This window comes from Bradyrhizobium symbiodeficiens (genome assembly GCF_002266465.3).
GTDB lineage: Bacteria > Pseudomonadota > Alphaproteobacteria > Rhizobiales > Xanthobacteraceae > Bradyrhizobium > Bradyrhizobium symbiodeficiens.
The window spans coordinates 5,460,328-5,484,747 of record NZ_CP029427.2 but is presented as its reverse complement, the minus strand read 5'-3'; the positions used below and the strand labels follow the sequence as shown (position 1 = coordinate 5,484,747).

The following is a 24,420-nucleotide window of genomic DNA, read 5'->3' as shown; positions in this document are numbered from 1 at the left end:
AGGGATTTGAGACAGACACATGCAGGGTCGACGCAATCTTCCGCTCGATGGCCTTACGGTCATCGATCTTGGTCAGGTCTATCAGGGCCCTTACGCAACTTATCTGATGGCCAAGGCCGGGGCCCAGGTGATCAAGATCGAGCCGCTTGCCGGGGAACCGGTTCGTCAGCGCGACAGCGTCAGTCGCGGGTCGGGCGCACCTTTCGCAATGCTGAACGGTCACAAGAAGTGCATCACGCTGGATCTGAAATCCGCGAAGGGCAAGGAGATCCTCAAGCGCCTGGTCAAGGACGCCGATGTCCTGCTGGAAAACTACGCGCCGGGCGTGATGGATCGGCTCGGGATAGGCTGGTCCGTGCTGCACGAACTCAATCCCCGGTTGGTCTATGCGTCGGGATCCGGTTATGGGCTGTCGGGCCCGGATAAGGACAATCTGGCCATGGACGTGACTGTGCAGGCCGTGTCGGGACTCATGAGCGTTACCGGCTTTCCGGATAGCCCGCCCGTCAAGGCCGGTCCGGCGCTGGTCGATTTCATGAGCGGAATTCACCTCTATGCCGGGGTGATGACGGCGTTGTACGAGCGGCAGATCACGGGCGTCGGCCGGCTGGTGGAAGTGGCGATGCAGGAGGCCGTGTTTCCCGCGCTCGCCTCGAACCTGGCCTACATGTACGACATCGGCAGGGCACCGCCGCGCACCGGCAATAGACACGGCGGGCTCTCCGCGGCGCCATACAATGTCTATCCGGCGATTGACGGCTACATCGCGATCATTGCGACCAACGACAAGCATTGGGGCAATCTGCTGCAAGCGATCGGACGGACCGAACTCGCGGACGATCCGCGATTCCGCGACAAGGTCGCGCGCGTTCGCAACATGGACGAAACCGACCAGTTGATCGCGGGCTGGAGTTCGAAGATCACCCGCGAGGAGGCCTGCGCTGCACTGGCGAAATTCAAGGTGCCCTCCGCACCGGTCCGCGACCTAGAAGAGGTGTGCAACGACCGGCACATGCATTCACGCGGCATGCTGGAATGGATCGAGCATCCGCAGTTCGGGCGGATCGTCATTCCGGACAGCCCGATCCGCATTCACGGCGCGGACAGGCTGCCGGCCGCGGTTTCCTCCAGATTGGGCGCGAACACCGATGAGGTGCTGTCGTCGATGCTCGACATGTCGGAGCCCGAGATCGCTACGCTGCGGAGCGAGGGCGTGATCGGCCCGCGCCCCCCATCCACATGGTGAGAGAATGACGATGTCAGCTTCCGAAACCCTCGTCGTCGAAACAGCCGCGCGCGTCCTTGCGGATCTGGCCGATCCGCAGACCATTGTCCAGAAGCGCGACGATGCCTGGAAGGCGCCGCTCTGGTCGTCTCTTCAGGAGATAGGACTGGACCTCGCCTGGGCTTCCGAGACCGCCGGCGGGGCAGGGGCCTCGCTCGGCGATGGCTTCGGCATCATTCGCGAGGCCGGCCGCGCGGCATTGGGAGTGCCGCTCGCGGAAACGCTTCTGGCCGGATGGCTGCTGGACCGCGCGGGTCTGACCGCGCCGGGCGGGCCGATGACGGTGGCGCCGGTTCGGCCGAAAGATCACCTCACACTCGACAAGACCGGCCGCGTCAACGGCCAGGCCCGCATGGTGCCCTTCGCGAGCGATGTCGAGCATCTCGTCGTGCTGGCCACTGGCGACGAGGGGCCGTCGGTCGCTCTGGTCCGAACGGCCGATTGCGAGCTGAAGCCGGGCAAAAGCCTCGCGAGCGACGCGCGCGACACCGTGGAGTTCGCGAACGTGCTGCCGGTTCATCGTGCGCGCCTGAAGGAATCGGGAGGGCGCGAGAAGGACGTCCTCCTGCTGATGGGCGCAGCTGTGCGAGCGCAGCAGATTGCGGGCGCTCTGGACAGGATCCTCGAACTTTCGGTTCATTATTCGCAGCAGCGTGTCGCGTTCGAGAAGCCGATCTCGAAATTCCAGGCGATCCAGCACAGCCTGGCGCGGCTTGGCGGCGAGGTCGCTGCGGCCGCGTCCGCCGCGGCTTCGGCCGCGGATACCATCGCCAACACCAGCTTCGATGACGACGCCGCGCTACTTGAGGTCGCAGCCGCCAAGATTCGCTGCAGCGAGGCCGTTGAAGTGGGGACCGGCATCGCTCATCAGGTGCACGGCGCGATCGGCTTCACCGACGAGCACATACTGCACCGGTTTACGCTGCGCCTGCTGTCGTGGCGAGATGAGTTCGGTGACGAAACGTTCTGGAGCCTCAAGCTCGGCGAGTTAATCACCGCCAGAGGTGCCAGGGAACTCTGGCCCCTGCTGGCCTCTCGCTGAAAGGAGCCGCGATGTCTCTCATTCATTTCGACGCCATGCGCCTGCCGGATCATTGCCAGGAGTTGCGCAAGGAGGTCCGGGCGTTCCTTGAGAGCGAGATCGCAGCCGGCACGTTCGATCCCGACAGGCCCGAAGTCGGCGCGAAGAATGCCGATGAATTCTCCCGTCGCGTCGGCGCGAAAGGCTGGATCGGCATGACCTGGCCGAAGAAGTATGGCGGGCAGGAGCGCAGCTTCCTCGAGCGATATGTCGTCACCGAGGAGATGCGGATTGCAAATGCACCCGTGCGCCGTTTTTTTGTGGCGGATCGGCAGAGCGGCCCAACCCTCATTCGCTACGCGCACGAGAAGATCAAGCAGGACGTGCTTCCCCGCATCATCCGCGGCGAGCTGTTCTTCTGCATCGGCATGAGCGAGCCGAATTCCGGCTCGGATCTGTTCGCGGCGAGCGCGAAGGCGACCAGAACGGACGGAGGCTGGCTGATCAACGGAACGAAAGTCTGGACCAGCAGCGCGCACATCGCGGACTACATGATCGGCTTGTTCCGGACCTCCGGCTCGACCAAGGAAAACCGGCGGCACGGCCTCACGTCGTTCCTGGTCGACATGAAGACGCCTGGCATCACCTGCCGGCCGATCGGGCAGATGAGCGGCCAGCGCGACTTCAACGAGGTCGTGTTTCAGGACGCTTTCATTCCGGACGATCATGTTATTGGAGAGGTCGATGGCGCCTGGAAGCAGGCCACGAGCGAGCTGGCTTACGAGCGCTCGGGGCCTGAGCGGTTTCTCGAAACCTACGATGCGTTGCTTGCGCTTACCAACGCAGCGGGCGCCAAGCCGGACGTGAGGGTGACCGTCGGCATCGGGCGGCTGGTCGCGCAATTGCACACGCTGCGCCGCATGTCCGTTTCGGTGGCGGGGATGCTCGAGGCGGGCCGCGAACCCGTCGTCGAGGCCGCGATCGTCAAGGATCTCGGCACGGTCTGGGAGCAGGGCTTGCCGCATCGGGTCCGCGAGCTCGCTTCGCTGCTCGACCTCGAGGACGACGAGGAGGACGCCTTCCGCAACAAGCTGGATTTCGAGCTCAAGATCGCGCCGAAGCTCACAATCCAGGGCGGCACCACGGAAGTCCTGCGCGGCATCATCGCGCGCGGGCTTGGACTTCGCTGATCAAGACAAAAGGAATCTGACTCCACATGAGCACTGATATCGCGGTTACCACGCAAGGCCAGGTCGCAACGATCGAGATCCAGCGGCCACCGCTGAATTATTTCGATCTCCAGCTCATTCGGGACATCGCCGACGCGCTCGACAAGATCGATGCGAACGGCGAGATCCGCGCCGTCGTCCTTGCCGCGCAGGGCAAGGCGTTTTGCGCCGGCGCGGATTTCAATACGCCGGCCCGGGACGCGCCGGCCAGTGGCGACCAGCGAGATGGCGGTCACCTCTATATCGAGGCCGTGCGCATCTTCCGGAACAAGAAGCCGATCGTCGCAGCGGTGCAGGGCGCGGCAATCGGCGGCGGCTTTGGTCTGGCGATGTCGGCGGATTTCCGCGTGACGTGTCCCGAGGCCCGGTTTGCCGCGAACTTCACGCGCCTGGGCTTCCATCCCGGCTTCGGACTGACCGTCACGTTGCCAGAGGCCATCGGCAAGTCGAACGCCGAGCTGATGTTCTACACCAGCCGGCGCGTCACTGGTGAGCAGGCACTGGCGATGGGATTGGCGAGCGTCTTGGTCCCTCAGGACCAGGTTCGCGCGGCCGCGATGTCGCTCGCGCAGGAAATTGCCGAATGCTCGCCGCTCGGCCTTCTGTCGACCCGCGCCACCATGCGCGCGGGACTCGCGGACCGCGTCAAGCATGCGACGGATCACGAACTCACCGAGCAGAATCGCCTGCGCGTGACCGACGATTTCCGCGAAGGCGTCAAATCCACGGCGGAGCGCCGGTCCGCCAATTTCACCGGCAAATGAGGTCACCATGACGGAAAAGCTCGAAAAATTTCCGGACGGAAGTTGCGATTGCCACGTCCACATCTATGGGCCGTTCGATCGCTTCCCCGTCGACTATTCCGGAAGATTCGCTCCGAAGCAGGAGTTCCCGGTCGAGATGCTGTTCGACGTCTGGAAGACGATCGGCATTTCGCGCGGCGTGATCGTCCATGCCGGCAATGCCGGCTCGGACAACGAGGTGACGCTCGAGGCCTTGAAGCGCTTTCCGGACAAGCTGCGCGCGGTCGCGATCCTCAATCAGGATGTCACAGACAAGCGGCTGGACGAGTTGACCGATGCCGGCTTCAAGGGCGTGCGCATCAATCTCCTGTACCAGGACGGCAAGCCCGTGTTGTCGGGCGGCGGCATGAATCTGGACGACCTGAAGGCCTTGGCGCCGCGCATCGCCGAGCGCGGTTGGCACGCGCAGCTCTGGATCGAGACCGGCGATTTGCAGCAACTGGCGCCCGAAATCGAGAAGCTCCCGCTCGACTTCGTCATCGACCATCAGGGTCGCACCATGGCAGACAAGACCGTCAATTACAGTGGCTACCAGTGGTTCTGCGACCGCGGCCTCAAGAGCGGCCGCTATTGGTGCAAGCTGTCCGGTGCGGATCGCAACACGCGAGTCGGCAGCCCGTACAAGGACACCGAGGACTTCATGAAGGCGCTGGTCGCGGCCAACCCCGACCGGCTGGTCTGGGGCAGCGACTGGCCGCACGTCGGCCACGCTGACGACGCCGTCCCGAAGGAGTCCGTGCTGATGGATCTGTTCAGGCGCTGCGTGCCCGACCAGGCCGTCCGCAGGAAGATCCTGATCGACAATCCGGCCAGACTCTACGGCTTCTGAGAGCCGAGAGCTGCGAAAGGATTACGCCAGGCTGGTCCCGGCGGGATTCTTGGGCCGTAGAGCCGCCGTCGAACTCGCCGTTGCGATGAGCACGTCGTTTGAATCCCGAAGCTCGGCTTCCAGGAAGCCGACGCTGCGTCCCTGCCGGACGACCTTGCCGTAAGCCCGATACAGGCCCGGGTGTGCGGGCAGCAGGAATGCGACCTTGATCTCGAGGCTCGCGACTGCAATCAGGTATTCGCCGCGCAGCAGGCTCGCGGTCGCCATGGCCGCATCGAGCCAGCCCGTCACGATTCCACCCTGTACGATGCCGCCCTTGGGATGCCCTTCGGTGGAATGGCAATGCCGAGGCTCGGCATGCCATTCGATCACGACACGATCGCGTGTCTGATCGTAGGAAACGGCGCCGACGCCGAGCAACTCCCACGCAGCCGGCCGTCGCGCCTCGGTCTGCTTGATCAAGTCTTCGTACGACATGTCTGGTGATAGCCCGCAATTGCTTGATGTTCACAAGGCGTGCCGCAGCACGCCTCGCAAACAATCAGCACAGGCAATGTCGCTACACAACAGCGCCCGGCGGAGATCAGCTATCCGACGCGATGCCCTTTTGCCACGTGGAGGGATTTCCGCCAAAGCCGCGGCGGGCCCGCTTTTCGAGCCAGTAGCCCATTTGCGGCGGGACCGTGCTGAAGGTCGGATCGACGCCGAGCTTCTGCGCCGCGTCCATCGCCCAGTTCGGGTTGTGGATGAACTCTCGGCCGACAGCGACGAGGTCGGCTTTCTTGTCCTGAAGGATCGCTTCGGCCTGATCGCCGTGAATGATGAGGCCGACCGCCATGGTCATGATGTCTGCCTCGCGGCGGATATAGTCCGCAAACTGGACCTGATAGCCGTACTCGTTGAGGCGGAAGAAGTTGGGGACCTTGCTGTTGAGGCCGCCGGTGCTGCAGTCGATGACGTCGACGCCCTTCGTCTTGAGGATGCGGACCAGCCTGGCGTTCTCCGCCGGACCCCAGCCCGCCTCGTCTTCGATCGAAAGACGAACGAACAGCGGCTTTGGCGCCGGCCAGTTGGCGCGCACGGACTCGGCGACCTCGATGGCAAATCTCATCCGGTTGGCTTCGCTGCCGCCATAGTCGTCCGTTCGCTGGTTCGCCTCAGGCGACAGGAACGAATGGATCAGATAGCCATGGGCGGCATGCAGCTCGACGACGTCGAAGCCGGCCTGGTCGGCGCGCGCCGCCGCCTTGCCCCAGGCGTCGATCGCATCAGGAATCTCGTGACGCTCCAGTGCGCGCGGCGTGAAATAGCCGTTGCCGAACGCAAGCGCGCTCGGACCGATCAAGTCCCAGCCGTCGACGTCGTCGACGGCTGCAAGCTCCTGGGCGGAGAGGGTTCCATCTCCCTCCCAGGGACGCCGGGCCTTTCCCTTCCGGCCGGTGTGTCCAAGCTGGATGCCGGCTGCAGCGCCGTTCGACTTGATGAAGCTCGCGATGTCGCGAAGCGGCGCGATGAACTTGTCGTCCCAGATGCCGAGGTCTCCGGCCGTCCCGCAGCCGCGGCGCTCGACCTTGGTCGACTCGACGATGACAAGGCCCGCGCCGCCTGCGGCGAACTTGCCCGCGTTGGTGATGTGCCAGGGGGTCGGAAAGCCGCGCTCTGCAACGTATTGCAGCATCGGCGGGACCACGATCCGGTTCTTGAGCTCGACATCACGGATACGTAGTGGTGAGAACAGCAGCGTCTCGTTCATCCGGCCTCCCTTGTTGATTTCAGATTAGGGAGCTGGCCTACATATGCCAATGCACGTCAGGGACGGCATCGCATTTCTATGGATGTGAAAAGAGGGGCTGACGATACCTTGTTGGCTGGACGGCGTCGTTCACGCGACCGTTGACCTCCGCTATTCTGTGTCCGGATGGTCTGCAAGAATTGTCGCCAACGCTTTTCCCGATTTCGCGAGAATCTTCTGCCTCGCTTCCGCGATCTGCTCGAGGGGCGGTGCGATCTCCCGCAATCCCATCTCGACCCCAAGATCGTTGAGGGCTCTCTGGTCGAACGCGAACGAGTCGTCGGCCCAGCGGTTCATCTGCTCCGCCCAGAGCTTGCAAAGATCGTTGGCGGAGAGTTGTTCGTACCGGCGGCCGCGTACGAGATAGGATTGCCGATTGTCCGATTGACGGTTCTTGAGCAGCAGCTCGACAGCTTCTCGCGCCTGATCGGTCATGGACCATCCTTTCCCGAATCGTGTCGTCGAGATCCTCAATTCGGGTTCGTTGCGAGATAAGCATAAATTCTGCGGGACCGGAAGCCAAGCCGGCCACTTCAGCCCGATCGAGCGGTGGAAGCCGCCCTGAACGGCAGCACTGGGCTGCCGCTCAAAGATCCTTCACGAAGCCTGGAGATCAGGACTTCTTCATCAGCGAACACTTGCTCTGTTCGCGCGGAATGTTGGCGTCTTCGGCCGGGACCGTTGCGACGACGTCGTAGAAGTCCCACGGCCCCTTGGACTGCTCCACCGTCTTTGCCCGCAGCAGGTAGTAGTCGTGGATGTGCATGCCGTCCTCGCGAACGTAACCCTTCTCCGAGAAGAAGTCGCTCACGGGCATCGAACGGAATTTTGCGAGCACGGCTGCGGTGTCGAGGGTTCCGGCAGCTTCGACGGCCTTCAGATAGTGCAAGGTGGCCGAGTACATGCCGGCCTGGACCATGGTCGGCATGCGACCGACCTTGTCGAAGAAGCGCTTCCCGAACGCGCGCGAAGCGTCATTCCGATTCCAATAGAAGGCTTCCGAGGTGTACAGACCCTGCAGATTGGGAAGACCCACCGACTTGGCATCCGTGATCTGGAACAGCAGAGCCGCGACCCTCATCTTGCTCTTCTGTCCGAGCAGGCCGAACTCGTGCGCCTGCATCAGCGAGTTGGTTGTGTCGCCGCCGGCATTGGCGAGAGCCAGCACGTTGGCGCTCGAGTTCTGCGCCTGCAGCAGGAACGACGAGAAGTCGCTGGTGTTGAAGGGGTGCCGCACCGAGCCGACCACCTTGCCGCCGGACTCCTTGAGCACGGCGGACGCATCGTTCTCGAAGGCTTGTCCGAAGGCATAGTCGGCCGTCAGGAAGTACCATTCGTTGCCGCCCTGTCCCAACAGCGCCTTCGCGGTGCTGCGCGCCAGGGTGTAGGTATTGTAGGTCCACTGGAAGGTGTTGGGAGAGCATTTCTCGTTCGTGATGGCGGATGCGCCGGCCGACGACACGATCATCATCTTGTTCTTGTCCCGGACCAGATCAGCCAGAGCCAGCGCGACCGCGGAGTTTCCGATATCGAGAATGACATCGACATTCTCCGTGTCGATCCATCGCCTGGCGATGCCCGAGGCGATATCCGTCTTGTTCTGGTGATCGGCGAACACGAGCTCGATCGGCTGTCCCAGCAATTTTCCGCCGAAATCGGCGATCGCCATTTTGGCGACTTCAACGGCTGCAGGCCCGGCGGCATCCGCGTATTGGCCGGACTGATCGTTGAGCACGCCGAGCTTGACCGGCTTCGACGCAGGCGTCTGCGCGTGAGCCGAAGCAAGACTGAGGAAAACCATCGACGCAGCCAGTACATTTCTCATTTTTCACTCCCCTTTGAAGTTTTTTTGACTTTCGAGATCAGGATTGATCTTGCGACTTCAGCCGCGTTGGCAGCGGTTCTATTCGGCCGCCTCGCGGTATCGCTCGACCCCGTCCAGACTTTCTCCGGCGGCACGAAGGGCTCCGCCCCATTTGGCAAGCCACCAGCCATATTGCTCAGGCCATTGCTCGAAATGACCGGTCAGCCCGAAATGCTCCGCGGCGTGAAGCGCCCAGAACGGATCGTAGAGCATCTGGCGGGCCATGAAGATGAGGTCGGCCTTGCCGTCCTGCAGAACCTTCTCTGCAAAGTCCGGGGTCCGGATCATGCCAACCGCGCCGGTCGCAATGTCGGCCTCGCGGCGAATGCGTTCGGCAAACGGCACCTGATAGCCTGGACCGCGACCGAGATTGGCGTTGGTCGATCCCGCGCGAAGATTACCGCCCGTCGAACAATCGACCAGATCGACGCCGAGCTCCTTCAATTTGCGGGAAAAAATGATGCTGTCTTCGATTTCCCAGCCGCCGTCGATCCAGTCGGTCGCGGAGATGCGCACGAAGAGGGGCGTGGACGAGGGAAGTGCGGCCCTCACGGCACGCGTCACTTCGAGCGGAAACCGCATCCGGTTTTCGAGGTTGCCGCCGTATTCGTCGGTGCGGAAATTGGCGAGCGGCGACAGGAACGATTGCAGGAGATAGCCGTGAGCCATGTGAAGCTCGATGATGTCGAAGCCCGCGAGCACAGCCCGACGCGCCGTGGCGACGAAGGCATCGCGTACGCCGACGAGTCCGTCCTTGCTGAGAGGGATGGGAGTCTGGAAGCCATCAGAGAATGCCACATCCGACGGCCCCGTGGGCACCCAGGTTTCCTCTCCCATTTCGATATCGCGGTCCGTCAAATGGCTATTGCCCCGGAACGCGCGCTGCTGGCTCGATTTGCGTCCGCCGTGATTGATCTGGATCGCTGCCTTTGAGCCGTGCGACTTGATGACATGAACGATCTGGCGCATGCCGTCGATCTGGCCGTCCTCCCACAGCCCGGGATCGCCGTTGGTAATGCGCCCCTTCCGGGAGACCGACGTCTGCTCGACGAAGACGAGCCCGGCCCCGCCCTGGGCAAATTTGCCATAGTGAACCAGGTGGAACGGCGTGACGTAGCCGTTCACGGCCGAATACATCCCCATCGGCGAAACGACGATGCGGTTGCTCAGCTCGACGCCGCGGAATGCAATGCTTTCAAACAGCTTGACCATGGTGATCTTCCCCTGAATTGGCGGACCGGGGCATTCGCCCCTCGACGTTCGTCATTGTTGTGCAATGGCGCCGGAGCGGCGTAGCTCATCAATCTCGCTGCTGGACAGGCCGAGATATTCCGACAGGACCTCGCCATTGTGCTGACCGAGACGCGCGGACGGAACGTACTCGGGCGTCGCCGTATCGTGCAGCACCAGCGGGCTGCGATGAACGAGGATGTCGCCGTATTCCGGATGCGCGATCTCGCGCAACATGCCGCGGGCGTGGAGGTGTTTGTCCTCGGTCACTTCGCGCAGGTCGCGAACGGCGGCGCAGGGCACCCTGTTGACGCGGCAAAGCTCGGTGATCTCGTCGCGCGCGAGCTGCGAGGACCAATCGGATACGATCTGGTCCGTCAGATCGATGTGCTTCAAGCGGTCTAGCACGGTCTTGAACCTGATATCGTCGGCCAGCTCCGGCCGCCCCATCGCGCGCGTCAGTCCGGTCCAGTGGGATTCGTTGACGCTGATGATGGCGACATAGCCGTCGGATGCCGGATAGACATTGTAGGGCGCCTCGGCGAGCCCGCCGTGACGATTGCCGGTGCGGGGGGCCGCCGCCTTACGATTGAAGACATCGGCCAGGTTCGAGGCCATCGCCGGATAGACGGTCTCGACCATCGCGATCTCGACCAGCCGGCCGCGGCCGCTTTTCTCCCGATCGTAAAGCGCCGTCAGGATGCCGGCGTACAGATGCACGCCGCTGATGAAGTCGGTGATGGCAGGCCCGGCCTTGACCGGAGGACCATCGGCAAATCCCGTTACGCTCATGATGCCTGACACGGCCTGGATGGTGAGGTCCATCGCCAGATTGTCCCGGCTGGGCCCGGACAGGCCGTAACCGGTAGCCGAGCCGTAGATCAGCCGCGGGTTAACGGCGCTGAGTGCAGCATAGCCGACGCCCAGTCGATCGAGCACGCCGGGGGCGTAGTTCTCGATCAGCACGTCGGCCTTCGACGCGAGCTCCTTCAGGACCCTGACACCGTCGGGCGACTTCAGGTTCAGGCTGATGTTGCGCTTGTTGGCGTTCAGCATTGCGAACGGGACGGCGTTGCCCTTGCTGATGCGGGCGCGATGACGCACCGGCTCGCCGTTCGGCGGCTCCACCTTGATGACGGTCGCGCCGGCCTGCGCCATCAGGAAACCGGCGTAGGGGCCCTGATAGACCTGGCCGAGGTCGATGACGATCACGCCGTCGAGCGGCAGCTTCTTGTTGTTGTCCAAGGTGTCCTCGGTCCTGTCAGAAATTGTAGAGCCGCGCCGGGTTGGCGATCAGGATCTTGCGGCGGGTGGCTTCGTCGGGGACGCAGTCGTGCAGCAGACGAAGCAGGTCCTGGAGATCGGGCATCGTCTCGGCGCTGTGGCCGACATGGGGCCAATCGCTGCCCCACACGACCTGGTCGGGCGCTGTTTGGACGATGGCGCGCATGAAGGGCGCCGTGTCCGCATAGGGGCGGCCGACGCGCGTGTTGCGGTCGGCACCGGAGATCTTGGTCCAGTAGCGCCCGGTCTTCAGCCGGTCGGTGAAGGCGCGGAAATCCGGGTGATCGTGCCCCTTGTCGGCCATGGTCCGTGACATGTGGTCGATCACGTAGTTCAGTGGCAGTTTCTCTAGCTCGGCCGCGGCGGCGGCAAGATCCGAGCTCTCGATCCAGAGCTGCGCATGCCAACCCCGCTCCGCGATGCGGGGGGCGAGCTTGACCAGATCGTCGTAGCTGGTGCCGAGCGTTGAGACCGGCTTGCCGTCCTGCCGGATCATGGTGACGCGCACCGCCTTGAAGCCGACGTCGGTGAGTTGATCGAGCCGCCGATCCGAGACATCGGGCCGCAGGATTGCGACGGCACGAAGCCTGTCGGGGTAGCGGCGCAGCGCATCGTAAGTGACGGCGTTGTCGTCTCCCGATCCGACCGCATGGACGATGACACCGCGCGTGATGCCGAGCTTGTCCCAGATGGCAAAGGCGTCTTCGATTGTGAATGGCTTTGCGGCGGTGAAGCGGCCCTCATTTCCGGGCGGAAAGCGATCGAAGGGGCCGTAGATGTGAAAATGACAATCGCAGCTGCCTTCAGGCAATCGGTAGTCCATGGAAGCAAATCCCTGTTCGGTCTAGGTGTTGCCGCCGCTGCACACGATGGCTTGCGAGCCGTCGCCGACGTGAGCGCGATGGTTGATCTCTGGAAGCATGGTCGCGAAAGGGTTGGGTTCAGCGGCGGGAGCCCAAGCGAAGACAGGTCGAACCGGACGACATCAGTCGATAGAGATGGACAAATTCATTCCCGGCTTCATCACGCCCTCCCTGCAAGCGCGCGCCACCTTGGCGGGGCGCTTTTCATTCTTGAACGGCTGCTACGCCGCAGCCTTTTCGGCCGCTGCAAGTCTAGAGGCAGGGCGCTTCTGAGTCCATCATGTTACATATACATGGTTCTATTTCTATATATGTGTAAAAGACTTGTTGTCATAGGAGGGAGGGGCTATACTGCGGCCGAATTCTGCAATCGGCTCGACTTATCAAGGTACCTATCAACTAACCGTCATTCCAGATATGTGTAAATGATGAGCTCCAGTATCAAATCGGCCAAGCGGATCTTTGAAGTCCTCGAGTACTTCGAGGAAGTGAAGCGTCCGATTTCGCTGAAGGAAGTGGCGACGAAGTGCGACTATCCGACGTCGAGCGCCGCGGCCTTGCTCAAGAGCATGGCGATGCTGGGGTACCTGTTTTACGACAGCTACAATCGCACCTACATGCCGACCATGCGCATCGCCCAGATGGGCCGCTGGCTGGACACCGGGTTGTTCGGCGACAGCGCCATCCTTGCGCTGGTCGATTTCGTCCATGGGAAGCTCGACGAACTCGTCAGCATCAGCACGCAGTCCGATCTGCATGCGCAATACATTCACGCGTTGCAAACCAGCAAACGCCTGCGCTTCGAAGTGAAATCCGGCGACGTCCGGCCGCTTGCGATCAGCGGCATCGGACGCACGCTGCTGAGCGGCCATACCGACGTCGAGATTGAGCGGCTCCTGCGCCGCATCAACGCCGTCTGCCCCCGGGAAGAGCACGTCGAACTGAATGCGCTGATGAAGATCGTCAACGGCATCCGGCGCGACGGCTACATGTTCTCAAAACACATCATCGTCCAGGACGCTGGCGTGATCGCCGTCCTGCTGCCGAAGCGCGATTTCGGCCGCGACCTGGTCCTCGGTGTCGGCGGCCCGGTGTCCCGTCTCGAAGAGCGGCAAGACGAAATTTTGGCTTGTATCCGTGAAGGCATCGCGCAGTTCCTGTCGTGACGTCTCCGTCTTCATCGCCACCGCGTTTGCCCAGGACGATGCCGAGGCCGCGCGAACCCAGTGGCGCAAGGTCGCCGACCAGCTCCGGCCAAAGCTGCCGAAGCTAGCCGGCTTCCTCGACGAGGCCGAGACCGACGTGCTCGCCTACATGACGTTCCCGCCGCAGCATCGGACCAAGCTGCACTCGACCAGCCCGATCGAACGCCTCAACGGCGAGATCAAGCGGCGGACCGAGGTGGTCGGCATCTTCCCCAATGAGGATGCCATCGTCCGCCTCATCGGCGCCATCCTGCTCGAGCAAAACGACGAATGGGCCGTCCAGCGCGCCCGCTACATGACGCTGGAAACCATCGCCCCATTGGGCGATGATCCAACTGTCAGCCTTACGGCTATCGCCAGCTGACCGGCCCGGCCTTGCCGGCGAACGCGGTACCCACCGCCAGCTACACCACGCCAGGGGACACGATCCAGCCATCTCCCAGCCGCCAAGTTGCTGGACGATTGATAGGAGGACCAATAGTTTAGTGTCGCATATTTTGATTTGGACCGAAAAGTCTTTCCCCAAAGAAGGTCTTGATAGTGACTGCGATTGCTATTGTTGGCATCGGCTGCAGACTCCCGGGATACATCGACTCCCCGAAATCCTTGTGGGGTGCGCTGCTGGCAGGCACCGACCTCGTTAGCGAGATTCCGCAGCAGCGCTGGAATGCCGACGATTACTACGAGCCCGTAGCGGGCGTGGCGGGCCGCTCGGTTTCGCGCTGGGGCGCCTTCCTGGACGACCCATCGGGCTTTGATCATCGTTTTTTCGGTATCGGTGAACCCGAGGCCCTCGCCATGGACCCTCAGCACCGGCTGTTGCTCGAGGTCGCTTGGGAGGCCGCCGAACATTCCGGCCGCGATCCGCGCTGCCTGTTCGGGACCGATGCCGGCGTGTTCTTCGGCCTTTCGCACCAGGACTATATGCAGGTCACGCGTGACGCAGATGCGATGGGCCAGGCCTACGCTTTCACTGGAACACCCTTCAGCATGGCGTCAGGGCGGGTTGCGCATGCATTGGGCCTCACGGGTCCAGCCATCACCATGGACACGGCCTGCTCGTCCAGCCTCGTCGCCGTGCATGCGGCTCGGCGAAGCCTGCTTGCGCGCGAATGCCACGTCGCGTTTGCCGGCGGGGCCATGTTGATGTTCTCGCCCACGAGCTTCGCTTCGGCGTCGGGTCTCGGCATGCTGTCGCCGACAGGGCGGTGTCATGCGTTTGACGAGCGCGCCGATGGTTTTGTTCGCGCCGAAGGCTGCGGCGTGGTGATGCTCAAGCTGCTGAGCGACGCCCTGCGCGACGACGACCGCGTGCTCGCCGTCATCCGCGGTAGCGCCGTCAACCAGGATGGACGCACGCACAACATTCTCGCACCTTCGCGCGCGGCCCAGGTCGCGGTGATCGATCGTGCGCTTGCCGAGGCACAGGTTGATCCCGCAGCCGTCGGCATGATCGAGGCGCACGGCACTGGTACGCCGGTGGGCGACACGGAGGAGTTCCACAGTCTCTCTACGCAGTATGGACGACATTCGCCCTGCGCCCTTGGCTCGCTCAAAAGCAACCTCGGCCACGCGGAATCGGCGGCGGGCGTCCTTGGTCTGATCAAGGCGACGCTCGCGCTGGCACATGGCGTCGTACCGCGATCACTTCACTTCCGTCAGTTGCCTGCGCATCTCCAGCCCATCGAGACGCGGCTTTTCGTCCCGACCGACACCGTGCCCTGGCCTGCGACTGGCCCCGACGGCCTTCGCCGCGCAGCCGTATCGTCTTACGGCATGTCCGGCACGAACGCGCACGTCGTGCTCGAACAGGCTCCTCAGGCACCTGCCTCATCTCATCGACCAGAGGCCGCCAGAACACAGGAGCAGCCGTGGCTGTTTCCAATTTCTTCGACCTCGCCGGAGGCGCTTCGCGCAACGGCTGCGCGCCTCGCGGCTTGGCTGAACGGGAGCGCCGCCAGTCATCGCCCGGTTGACGTCGCGCGGACCCTTGCCTGCAGGCGTGGGCACCGGCCGGTCCGGCAGGCGCTCATTGCGAAAACGCTCGGCGACCTGACGGCGCAATTGCGCGAACTCGCAGCCGGTCGGTCCATCGATGCGGACTGGGCCGACCATGATAGCCGCGGTCCCGTCTTCGTATTCTCCGGACAGGGCTCGCAGTGGGAGTCGATGGGCGCGGAACTGCTCGATATCGACCCGGTCTTCGCCAGGATGGTTGCCGCCATCGAGCCTCTGATTCAGGCGATCGGCGACTTCTCGGTGACCGATACCCTGCGTCGCCCGGCGCAACTCGAAGGCATCGAACGTATCCAGCCGGCGATTTTCACATTTCAGGTCGCGCTGGCGGCGTCGCTGAAGGCCCGGGGTGTGGTGCCGTCGGCAGTGATCGGCCATTCGATGGGCGAAGTGTCGGCGGCAGTCGTGGCCGGTGCGCTCTCGCTGGAAGACGGCGTGCGAGTGATCTGTCATCGCGCCATGCTGTGCCAGACGCTCGCTGGATCCGGCGCGATGGCAGCCGTCGGGATGGCACCGGCGGCGGTTCGCGAAGATCTGGCGCGCCGACGGATTGACGATGTCGAGATTGCCGTGCTGGCTGCGCCGACCTCGACGGTCGTCGGGGGCTCCGTCGAGGCCGTGCAACGCCTCGTGGCTGCGTGGCAAGCCGAAGGCCTTTTCGCTCGCGAGGTCGCGGTGGATGTGGCCTCACACACGTCGCAAGTCGAACCGATCCTCGCGCAGCTGTCGGAGCGCCTTGCGGAGGTGACGGCGTACAATCCGCGTATACCGATGTACTCCACCGTGCTGCTTGATCCGCGCGAATCCCCCATTTGCGATGGCCCCTACTGGATCCACAACCTTCGTCAGTCGGTTCGCTTCCGTCCCGCCGTGCAGGCGGCGCTCGAAGACGGACACCGCGTATTCGTCGAGCTTTCGCCGCACCCGATCGTGACCCGCGCGGTGCTGGAGAATGCTGCCGCGACGGACTTCGCCGTCCGCGCGCTTCCGTCGATGACGCGCGGCGAGCCCATGCCCAACGGGCTTCTGAACCTGGTCGGCGCCATCCATGTCGCAGGAGCCTCGATCGATTTCAATGTCCTGTATCCGGACGGCCAGCTGCTTGATCTCCCGTTGCCGGCCTGGACGCACTATCCCCTGTTCCTTGCGCCGGCGACGCCGGCCGCTGGTCAGCATCACGTGTCGTCATCGCATCCGCTGTTGAACGTCCACCGCGTCCTGCACGAAGAGCCGGAACGCCACATCTGGGCATGTGAGGTTGGCCTTGGTGCCCACCCCTGGCTTGCGGACCACCGGGTCAACGGAACGCCGCTTTTCCCGGGGGCTGGCTTCTGCGAAATGGCGCTCGCCGCGGCGCGCACAGCCCTCGGGACATCGCTCGTCGAAGTGCAGGCGATGACGTTCGACCACGCGTTGCGGTTGGAGCCGTCGATGCCGATCGTCTGCACGGCAGTGCTGGACCGACCGGGTGAGTTGAATTTCAGGCTCGAGAGCCAGGCGAAAGGCGAAGCGCGGGTCCATGCAAGCGCCCGGCTTTCTGGCGCTACCTCTGCAAAGCCTCCGGCCGCGCACGACGTAGCCGCGCTGCGCGCCGCTCACGCGACGCCCGTCGCTGCGGAGGAGGTGTGGCGGTGGTTCGACTCGCAGGGCATCCAATACGGGCCGTCATTTCGCGCACTGGCCTCGGACTTGGCAATGTCCGCGGACGGCGCTTCGCTCTTTGCGGATCTTCGGCTCCCGAGCTCACTCCGAACGGGCAGGCGGGGCTACATAGTGCATCCCGTGCTGCTTGACGCGTGCTTCCAGTCCGTCGGGGCGTTCGCCCGGGTCGCTTCGGAGACAAATGGGCGCCTGCTGCTGCCGCGCTCGGTACAAAGGCTCCGGCTCCACCGCACAGACGCCGACGTCGCCCATTGCATGACCCGCTTGGTCGCGATCGACGCACTGCACGTCGAGGCGGACATCGATCTGCTCGACGCCTCCGGTCGCGTGCTGCTCAGTGTCGATGGATTGGCACTGTGGAGCGGCTCGGCCGAACAGCACGCCGATGCCGTCGCCTGCGACGCGCGCCTGCTCGACATAACCTGGCAGTCATGGGACATTCCTCGCGCCACGGTCAGGCCGGACGACTGCGCCTGGTTGCTGCTCGATGCCGATGATGCGGCGCACCGCTTGATGTTGGATCTGGAAGGAAGCCTGCGCGATCAAGGGTTCAAGTCTCGAATCCTCAGTTGCGCCGGGGTGGGGAAGGGAGACGCATGGCGCGAGCAAATTGAAGACGCTCTGCGTCTGCATCGCCCTGGAGCCGTGGTGGTGGTCTTGCCACGCGGCGATGAGCCGGCGAATCCCGACGCATCTCGGGCGAACATAAGCAGCCTGCTCCACCTGACCAACGCACTGAGCCAATGCGAGCGGCGGCCTCGGCTCTTCGTCGTCACCTGCATGGCCCAACGCGTGCTGCCGGACGACACTGTTCAGCTCGCGCATGCCGGTGTGCGTGGATGGCTGCGAGCCATCGGTGCCGAATATCCCGCACTCCATCCCACTCAGATCGACGTGACCCCACTGCCCGACGTGTCACTACTTCGGTCTCAGCTGCTGAGCGGCTCGGACGAAGACGAAACGGCGCTGCGCGGAGCGAGCGCCTATGTCGCACGAATGCAGCGAAGTCCCCTTGGTCCTGTTGATCGCCGAATGGTGGACCACGACGCGGCTCGCGACGGTCTTCGCCTGGAAATCCGCGTGCCCGGCGATCTGCAGAGCCTGGAGGTGACGGCATCCGAGCGTCGTGCCCCGGGCGCGGGCGAGGCGGAAGTGGCCGTCCATGCCACAAGCGTCAATTTCGCCGATGTGCTCGTTGCCCTTGGCCGTTATCCTTCACTCGATGGCCGTGCGCAGGGACTTGGCCTGGACTTCGCCGGCATTGTCACCGCAGTCGGGCCTGGCGTTTCGGCATTTCGCGTTGGCGACCGCGTGGCCGGGCTCTGCTGCGGGGGTGCCTGGGGCACCTATCTGACTTGCGATGCTCGCCTGCTCGTCGCGATACCCCGCACGCTCACGGATACCGAAGCGGCCGCCATTCTCACGACAACTGCCACGGCCGCGTATGGTCTCGAGGATCTGGCCCGGATCGGACCTGGCGACAAGGTGCTCATTCACTCGGCGACCGGCGGCGTGGGGCAGGCGGCTGTGGCCATTGCCCGCGCGGCTGGTGCGGAGATATTTGCAACAGCGGGCTCGGAGGCGCGACGAGAGCTGCTGCGCGCCGACGGCATCCGCCACGTGTACGACTCTCGAACCGCGGACTTCGCCGAGAAGATCCGGCAGGACACAGCGGGCTACGGCGTGGACGTGGTCCTCAACTCGCTCACGGGCGCGGCGCAACGCGCCGGCCTGGAACTCCTTGCGGCGGGCGGGCGCTTCATCGAAATCGGCAAGAAGGATATCTATGGAGGCACGTGGCTGGGACTGTCTCCGTTCAAGCGCAACCTCTCGTTCTTCGCCGTCGATCTTGCGCAGATGTGTATAACGGCTCCGGCGCGCGTGCAGGCGCTGCTGTCACGGGTCATGCGTCTTGCCGGGGAGGAGCGGCTGCGCCTGCCGGACATCGCGAGCTACCCCCTCGCCGAAGCGGCTTGCGCCATCCGAATTGTCGGTGGCGCCGATCACACCGGCAAGCTCGTGCTCACCGTTCCGAGAACCGGCCGCTACCGGGTACCAGCGGCGCCGGAGCGCCTCACGCCGTTCAGGCGCGATGGTGCATACATCGTCACAGGCGGCCTCGGCGGGCTCGGCCTGTTCCTCGCTGACGCGATGTCCGCCGCCGGAGCGGGTCGCGTCATCGTCAACGCGCGCTCCAGGCCCACCGACGCCGCGACGAGTGTGCTCGTCGCGATGAAAGCACGCGGCACCGAGGTTCGGGTGATAAGTGCGGATATCGCAGAGCCATCGACCTCGCGACGTCTTGTCGAAGCTGCCACGACGACGGGCCTGCCGTTGCGCGGTGTCCTGCACGGTGCAGCCGTTATCGAGGACGGCATCCTTCCCTCCGTCTCAGAGGAGAGGCTGCATCGCAACTGGGCACCCAAGGCGGAAGGCGCCTGGCATCTGCATGCGGCAACGCTGGAGCAACGACTCGACTGGTTTTGCTGCTTTTCTTCGGTTGCGGCGCTCTTTGGTTCGCCTGGGCAGTCCGCGTACGCAGCCGCCAACAGCTGGCTCGATACGTTTACACAGTGGCGGCGCGCCCAGGGGCTGCCGTCGTCGGCCATCGCCTGGGCGGCGTGGGCGGATATTGGTGCCGGTGCGCATCTCTCGGCCCGCGGCGATGCGCGAATGATCGAGCCACGTGACGGTGCTTACGCGTTCGAGACGCTGCTGCGGCACGACCGGGGGTATGCGGCATATGTCCATCTCGACGGCGCCCCATGGCTGACGGCGCTCGCTGCGCGGAGCCCGTTCGGGGCGGCGCTGTCGCAGGCACCAGAGGCCGCGGGCGAACCGGGGGGCCACCGGCGCGTGGAGTTGAGACGCGCGCCGTCCGAAGAGCGGCCGGCCCTGCTGCGGCGTCTGATCATCGAGCATCTCGGTGTCATCCTGCGCCGCACCGTGAATCCAGACCGCTCTCTGTTCGATTACGGCCTCGACTCACTCGGGACACTCCAGTTGTTGATCGCGCTCGAGGCCGACACGGGCATCCGGCTCCGTTCCGTGAACGTAACGACCGTGCGCGCACTCGCCGACACGCTGAGTGGCGCCATGCAGGAGTTTCAGTCCGCTGGAGCAGATGCCCGTGACTGATCTGCGTCCATTGCACGACTGGTCGGGGCCTCCTGCGATGCTGACACTCTGGTGTCCGTCTGCGGCATCGATGGAAAGTGCCAAGCGCGCACCGGTGTCTCCCGCATTGCCGAGCTACGAACAGGAGCAGCATCTGCACGCCTTCCGCGCCTGTGAGCAGCGGCACGAGGCGATGGCGCGGCTGCTTGTCGTCGTGTGGGAGGAACCCGGCCGGTGTGACCCCAGAGCCATGACCCATGTGGTGACAGCACATCTGCGCAGGCACGACACGTATCACAGCTGGTTCGAAGAGCGTGAAGGGGCCATCGTACGGCACATCCTCGCGGATCCCGCGGCTATCCAGATGGAGCCTATGGCGCTCGGTGAGGTTCGCGCGGAGGATTGGCAGAAACATGTCATGGCAACTCCTGCACCGTTTGCGTGGGATTGCTTTCGATTTGGCATTCTCCAGCGCGCGAATGGGTTCACGTTCTTCGCAAGCGTCGACCATTTGCACGCCGATGCGACCGTCATCGCGTTCCTGATGACGGAGATCCGCTCGGCCTATCGGGCCGTGCTTGACGGCGAGGGGCCGCTTCAGCTTGGACAGCCAGGAAGCTATCTGGATTACTGCGGCAATCAGCGCCAGCGGGCTGCCGCGACGACGCTGGCGGATCCTGAGGTGACGCGATGGATCGCGTTCCTGCACCGCAACAGCGGGCGGATGCCTGCTTTCGCGCTGCCGCTCGGTGTGCCGGAGGATCGCTATCATGCGGAGTACGTGCATGTAGACATCCTCGAAGATGCCGTCATGGACGCGTTCGAGTCCGCGTGCCACGCTGCTGGCGCGCGAGCGATCGGCGGCCTGTTGGCCTGCGCGGCGCTGACCGAACGGGAATTGGCAGGCCGCTCGCGCTACAGTGTCGTCACGCCCACGACGACGCGAAGATCGCCACAAGCGTTCCGGACGACGGGCTGGTGCGTTGGCGTGGTGCCAATCGACTTTGACGTGCAACAACGAACGTTTCCTGAACTCGCCTTGACCGCCCAGGACAATTTTGACGAACGGCTAAGCCTTGCCGATATACCGATCGAGCTCGTGCTCGAACTCGCAGCCGGGCTGCCGACGGTCGGGCCCGTCGCCACAGGCGGCGTCATGCTATCCTATATGGATGTCAACGTTGCTCCGCTCAGTGCACACATTGCGCGAGAATGGCATCAGGCGAATGGCCGGGTCTATATCAACCAGGGCATCGCCGCGCAGGTTGCGATCTGGCTATTTCGTACGCAACGCGGTCTCTCGCTCACGGCGGCCTATCCGGCAAACAGCACAGCCCGCGCATCGATGCACCGCTATGTCGCAGCGTTTGCGGGCGCGTGCCGCATGGCCGCCGACGCATTGATGCCGACGTACTCTGATGTCGGTCGTGAACGATGACGCAGGCGGTTGCGCACCCAACGAACGTATCGGATATGCCGCCGGCATTCTTGTCCTTCGCGGATCAGGCCATGTACCTCGCGCATGTCTCGCTCGGGCAGCACGCGGTCATTCAGGTGCTGTGGCGCTATCTGCGGCCTGTAGACATCGACGCGCTCACACGGTTTCGTGACAATCTCGCGCACGGTCATCTGGCACGGCTGATCCGGCCGGCGCGGCTTCCGTTCGGACGACACCAGTGGGCCAGCGCGCCACCGCCGTCGGCTGCTCTGGTTGCCGCCGAGACGGCGCTTGCCCCCGAGGCGATCCAGACGTGGGCCGACGCGCAGGTGGCGCTTCCATTGGACCTCGTGCACGGACCGGCATGGACCTTGACTTTCCAGAGCTTCACAGACGGCTCCACGGTGGTCTCGCTGGTGGTGTCCCACTGCATTGCGGACGGACTGACGATTGCAATGGCCGTGAGCGATGCAGTGCGCGGGGAACGGCGGATTCCAATCTATCCTGGAGTCTGGACGGCGCAGCGCGCCCTCACAACGCTGGGTGTCGAGCTCCAGCGCATTGTGCGTGACGTGCCGGCGACATTTCGGGCGCTGGGCCAACTGGCCCGTACCGCATACACCTCCCTCGACACGTCGAACACACCCGCTGCATCGCCCGTGGGGCCAGCCGCGGATGACCAGACGGTTGTGTTTCCGTCGGCCTTCATACGCGTGCCCATATCGGTCTGGGACGCCGGAGCGCGGAGCCGCGGAGCGAACCGCCTCACGCTCCTGACCGCAATGACCGCGGCGTTCGCCGAGGCGCTCGGTCGTATCCGTGACGAGGAAGTGACCCTGCTGATTCCCGTGAACCAGCGCGAAGGTCTGTCCCACGCCGGCGGGAACAGCGTCGCACTTGCCACATTGAAGGTGCGTGTCGACGAGCCGCGCGGGCGCCTGCATGCGTTGCAGCGGCGTCTGCGGGCTACGTTGCTACAGACAAGACGGGAGCCAAATCGACTTGCTGCGCTGCTACCCTTGGTGCCCTTTGTGCCCAGACGCGCATTTTCGGCCGCCAGCCATCTGGCGCTTGGCGCGCTCGCCGACCTGCCGGCCACGTGTTCGAACTTGGGCGGCTTGCCCAAGGACGTGCTCCAGATCGACGGCAACGCGGCTGATCGAATCTGCTTTCGCGGCATCGACCGTCCGGTCGCGCGCCGCGCGATCGAGGCTCGTCAAGGGGTGGCCACGCTCTTCGCCGGCGTCATCCCCGGATTTGTCGCCCTGAGCTTCGTTGCCTACCAGCCCGGCGTGGTAACGGAGCCTCGGCATCTTCGTGCGCTCGTCGAACGGCTCTTGGCTGACTACGAACTCGTCGGCGAGTTTTTCGATGCTTGAGACGAGCACGACCGGCACCTCCACCTACGCGAGGCACCGCCTCGCCTGGCTCGACCAACTGGCGTACGAACTGTTCAGGGTCACCGGCCGAAGCCAGTTGATGCAATGCCTCTGGCTCTATGATCGTGACGTGAACCGCGCCGCGCTGGTGCAAACATATGAACGCCTTATCGCACTGTCCTTCAATCGGCTCATTGAACCGTCATCCTTGCCATGGGGCAGGCCTCGCTGGGTGGCCGGGACCTTCGTTCCGTTCGAGCAGAGTTCTGATCCGCTGCCACGATCGCGGCTGCTGCAATGGGCGAACCAGCAGGCGCGCGCGCCGGTAGACCCTGTCATCGGTCCGGCCGGACGGATGGCCATCCAACCATTCGACGATGGCAGCACAGCCGTGAGCATCGTCGGATCGCATCTGGTGCTCGACGGAATGGGAGCTTTGCGCGTCATCGCGGCCGCCGTGAACGGAACCGGCATCCCGAATCCGTACTTGCCTCAAGGCGCTCGCGGGCGACTGTCCGGCTGCCTGTCGGATGCGTGGCAGATCCTCGCCGATGCTCCGCAGACGGTTGCCGCACTCGCTCGGATTGCGCAGGCGGACTGGTCGAGACTCGTCGCTCCCAGGCGAAGTCCGGCCGTTCCAGCAGCAGACGCAGTTCACGACCCAACGATCGTAGAGCTTCCCTCTGTTGTGGTGAGTGTTGAATCGCGTGTCTGGCTCGCGTGCGAGCAGCGGCTTGGTGGCGGCATGAATACGCTGTTGCCCGGCTTCGTGGCGTCGCTGGCATCGCGTCTAGGCCGCCGCCGTTTATCGGATGGCGCGATCAGCCTGCTTGTCCCAAGAAGCCGAAGGCGTGGGCTGGCCGACGAACGCGCGCTGGCGATCGAATTCCATATGATGAACGTCGCTCCTGAAGGCCTGACCAAGAGCCTGGAGCCCGTGAATGACGCGAGGGCGCTGCTCCGTGGCGCGAGGAAAAGTCAGACCGATGTACTGACTTCGTTACTCCCTGCCATCGCTTTGATGCCTCGCACCGTCGCAAGGGCGCTCGTGAACCGGTTGTTCGATTATGCCGATGAGCTGCCGGTAAGCTGCTCCGACCTTGGAATGCTGCCGGAAGGGCTCGCGCGGATCGACGGCGCGCCGTGCCGGCACTTGCTGACACGAGCCGTCGATGTCAACGTCACACGCCAGGACCTGGAGCGTTCCCACGGTCATCTCGTCGTCGTGGCCTCCCGCTACGACAAGACTGTTTCTCTTTGCATCGAGGCCTGCCAGTTGCGCCCCGCAGCAACGACGGTCGACGAACTTCGCCTGCTGGTCTCTCAAACACTCACCGACTTTGGGCTTGAGGCTGTCATAGACGCCTGATCCCGGCGCGTGACCGAAGCCCGTTATTGCATGT

Annotated in this window: 17 protein-coding genes and 1 pseudogene; 11 read left to right on the top strand and 7 right to left on the bottom strand. The window is 63.9% G+C overall.

Annotated features, from left to right (window positions below; genetic code table 11):
- The first annotated feature begins 19 nt into the window (after nucleotides 1-19).
- Genes CIT39_RS25770 through CIT39_RS25750 form a run of 5 tightly spaced genes read left to right on the top strand, consistent with a single transcriptional unit; the run spans nucleotide 20 to nucleotide 5,167 of the window.
- Nucleotides 20-1,246, top strand: a complete 1,227-nt coding sequence (locus CIT39_RS25770) for a CaiB/BaiF CoA transferase family protein (RefSeq protein WP_094974087.1) — start codon at nucleotides 20-22, stop codon at nucleotides 1,244-1,246.
- A gap of 10 nt (nucleotides 1,247-1,256) precedes the next feature.
- On the top strand, nucleotides 1,257-2,327 hold the full coding sequence (locus CIT39_RS25765) for an acyl-CoA dehydrogenase family protein (protein ID WP_162308678.1): 1,071 nt from the start codon (nucleotides 1,257-1,259) through the stop codon (nucleotides 2,325-2,327).
- A gap of 11 nt (nucleotides 2,328-2,338) precedes the next feature.
- Nucleotides 2,339-3,496, top strand: coding sequence for an acyl-CoA dehydrogenase family protein (locus CIT39_RS25760; RefSeq protein ID WP_094974089.1), 1,158 nt, complete (start codon nucleotides 2,339-2,341; stop codon nucleotides 3,494-3,496).
- A 26-nt stretch (nucleotides 3,497-3,522) separates the two neighbouring features.
- Nucleotides 3,523-4,299, top strand: a complete 777-nt coding sequence (locus CIT39_RS25755) for an enoyl-CoA hydratase/isomerase family protein (RefSeq protein ID WP_094974090.1) — start codon at nucleotides 3,523-3,525, stop codon at nucleotides 4,297-4,299.
- A gap of 7 nt (nucleotides 4,300-4,306) precedes the next feature.
- Complete coding sequence (locus CIT39_RS25750; RefSeq protein WP_094974091.1) at nucleotides 4,307-5,167, top strand: amidohydrolase family protein; 861 nt, start codon at nucleotides 4,307-4,309, stop codon at nucleotides 5,165-5,167.
- A 21-nt stretch (nucleotides 5,168-5,188) separates the two neighbouring features.
- On the opposite strand, the gene CIT39_RS25745 is transcribed toward CIT39_RS25750, so the two are convergent.
- From CIT39_RS25745 to CIT39_RS25715, 7 genes are all read right to left on the bottom strand, one after another.
- The gene (locus CIT39_RS25745) at nucleotides 5,189-5,644 is read right to left on the bottom strand and encodes a PaaI family thioesterase (RefSeq protein WP_094974092.1); all 456 of its coding nucleotides are present in this window, start codon (nucleotides 5,642-5,644) and stop codon (nucleotides 5,189-5,191) included.
- A 106-nt stretch (nucleotides 5,645-5,750) separates the two neighbouring features.
- Nucleotides 5,751-6,920, bottom strand: coding sequence for an NADH:flavin oxidoreductase/NADH oxidase (locus CIT39_RS25740; RefSeq protein WP_094974093.1), 1,170 nt, complete (start codon nucleotides 6,918-6,920; stop codon nucleotides 5,751-5,753).
- Nucleotides 6,921-7,070: 150 nt separating this feature from the next.
- Nucleotides 7,071-7,394, bottom strand: a complete 324-nt coding sequence (locus CIT39_RS25735) for a hypothetical protein (RefSeq protein WP_094974094.1) — start codon at nucleotides 7,392-7,394, stop codon at nucleotides 7,071-7,073.
- A gap of 178 nt (nucleotides 7,395-7,572) precedes the next feature.
- The gene (locus tag CIT39_RS25730) at nucleotides 7,573-8,784 is read right to left on the bottom strand and encodes an ABC transporter substrate-binding protein (RefSeq protein ID WP_094974095.1); all 1,212 of its coding nucleotides are present in this window, start codon (nucleotides 8,782-8,784) and stop codon (nucleotides 7,573-7,575) included.
- 78 nt (nucleotides 8,785-8,862) lie between these two features.
- On the bottom strand, nucleotides 8,863-10,035 hold the full coding sequence (locus tag CIT39_RS25725) for an NADH:flavin oxidoreductase/NADH oxidase (protein WP_094974096.1): 1,173 nt from the start codon (nucleotides 10,033-10,035) through the stop codon (nucleotides 8,863-8,865).
- A gap of 51 nt (nucleotides 10,036-10,086) precedes the next feature.
- Nucleotides 10,087-11,298 (bottom strand): CaiB/BaiF CoA transferase family protein, encoded by a 1,212-nt coding sequence (locus CIT39_RS25720; RefSeq protein WP_094974097.1) that lies wholly within the window; start codon nucleotides 11,296-11,298, stop codon nucleotides 10,087-10,089.
- Between the two features lie 16 nt (nucleotides 11,299-11,314).
- Nucleotides 11,315-12,160, bottom strand: a complete 846-nt coding sequence (locus CIT39_RS25715) for an amidohydrolase family protein (protein ID WP_094974098.1) — start codon at nucleotides 12,158-12,160, stop codon at nucleotides 11,315-11,317.
- Between the two features lie 465 nt (nucleotides 12,161-12,625).
- Between CIT39_RS25715 and CIT39_RS25710 the strand changes: the two genes are divergently transcribed.
- The 6 genes and pseudogenes from CIT39_RS25710 (at nucleotide 12,626) to CIT39_RS25685 (ending at nucleotide 24,386) form a co-directional block, all read left to right on the top strand.
- On the top strand, nucleotides 12,626-13,366 hold the full coding sequence (locus CIT39_RS25710) for an IclR family transcriptional regulator (RefSeq protein WP_094974099.1): 741 nt from the start codon (nucleotides 12,626-12,628) through the stop codon (nucleotides 13,364-13,366).
- Nucleotides 13,356-13,769 (top strand): annotated as a pseudogene (locus tag CIT39_RS25705) (transposase); the annotation flags it as partial. The gene CIT39_RS25710 and the pseudogene CIT39_RS25705, both read left to right, overlap by 11 nt.
- A gap of 176 nt (nucleotides 13,770-13,945) precedes the next feature.
- Complete coding sequence (gene pks2 / locus CIT39_RS25700) at nucleotides 13,946-20,221, top strand: sulfolipid-1 biosynthesis phthioceranic/hydroxyphthioceranic acid synthase (protein WP_244607452.1); 6,276 nt, start codon at nucleotides 13,946-13,948, stop codon at nucleotides 20,219-20,221.
- Nucleotides 20,214-21,638 (top strand): condensation domain-containing protein, encoded by a 1,425-nt coding sequence (locus tag CIT39_RS25695; RefSeq protein WP_162308677.1) that lies wholly within the window; start codon nucleotides 20,214-20,216, stop codon nucleotides 21,636-21,638. The genes pks2 and CIT39_RS25695 overlap by 8 nt, the downstream gene beginning before the upstream one ends.
- A gap of 71 nt (nucleotides 21,639-21,709) precedes the next feature.
- On the top strand, nucleotides 21,710-23,017 hold the full coding sequence (locus CIT39_RS25690) for a hypothetical protein (RefSeq protein WP_148667342.1): 1,308 nt from the start codon (nucleotides 21,710-21,712) through the stop codon (nucleotides 23,015-23,017).
- The gene (locus CIT39_RS25685; RefSeq protein ID WP_094974102.1) at nucleotides 23,010-24,386 is read left to right on the top strand and encodes a hypothetical protein; all 1,377 of its coding nucleotides are present in this window, start codon (nucleotides 23,010-23,012) and stop codon (nucleotides 24,384-24,386) included. The genes CIT39_RS25690 and CIT39_RS25685 overlap by 8 nt, the downstream gene beginning before the upstream one ends.
- Nucleotides 24,387-24,420 lie beyond the last annotated feature (34 nt).

What these genes read in the sequence shown, in the direction of transcription:
- CIT39_RS25745 (WP_094974092.1), bottom strand. Translation starts at nt 5,644, where the DNA reads ATGTCGTACGAAGACTTGATCAAGCAGACCGAGGCGCGACGGCCGGCT.
- CIT39_RS25750 (WP_094974091.1), top strand. Translation starts at nt 4,307, where the DNA reads ATGACGGAAAAGCTCGAAAAATTTCCGGACGGAAGTTGCGATTGCCAC.
- CIT39_RS25760 (WP_094974089.1), top strand. Translation starts at nt 2,339, where the DNA reads ATGTCTCTCATTCATTTCGACGCCATGCGCCTGCCGGATCATTGCCAG.
- CIT39_RS25755 (WP_094974090.1), top strand. Translation starts at nt 3,523, where the DNA reads ATGAGCACTGATATCGCGGTTACCACGCAAGGCCAGGTCGCAACGATC.
- CIT39_RS25690 (WP_148667342.1), top strand. Translation starts at nt 21,710, where the DNA reads ATGTACCTCGCGCATGTCTCGCTCGGGCAGCACGCGGTCATTCAGGTG.
- CIT39_RS25735 (WP_094974094.1), bottom strand. Translation starts at nt 7,394, where the DNA reads ATGACCGATCAGGCGCGAGAAGCTGTCGAGCTGCTGCTCAAGAACCGT.
- CIT39_RS25710 (WP_094974099.1), top strand. Translation starts at nt 12,626, where the DNA reads ATGATGAGCTCCAGTATCAAATCGGCCAAGCGGATCTTTGAAGTCCTC.
- CIT39_RS25685 (WP_094974102.1), top strand. Translation starts at nt 23,010, where the DNA reads ATGCTTGAGACGAGCACGACCGGCACCTCCACCTACGCGAGGCACCGC.
- CIT39_RS25765 (WP_162308678.1), top strand. Translation starts at nt 1,257, where the DNA reads ATGTCAGCTTCCGAAACCCTCGTCGTCGAAACAGCCGCGCGCGTCCTT.
- CIT39_RS25725 (WP_094974096.1), bottom strand. Translation starts at nt 10,035, where the DNA reads ATGGTCAAGCTGTTTGAAAGCATTGCATTCCGCGGCGTCGAGCTGAGC.
- CIT39_RS25740 (WP_094974093.1), bottom strand. Translation starts at nt 6,920, where the DNA reads ATGAACGAGACGCTGCTGTTCTCACCACTACGTATCCGTGATGTCGAG.
- CIT39_RS25770 (WP_094974087.1), top strand. Translation starts at nt 20, where the DNA reads ATGCAGGGTCGACGCAATCTTCCGCTCGATGGCCTTACGGTCATCGAT.
- CIT39_RS25715 (WP_094974098.1), bottom strand. Translation starts at nt 12,160, where the DNA reads ATGGACTACCGATTGCCTGAAGGCAGCTGCGATTGTCATTTTCACATC.
- CIT39_RS25730 (WP_094974095.1), bottom strand. Translation starts at nt 8,784, where the DNA reads ATGAGAAATGTACTGGCTGCGTCGATGGTTTTCCTCAGTCTTGCTTCG.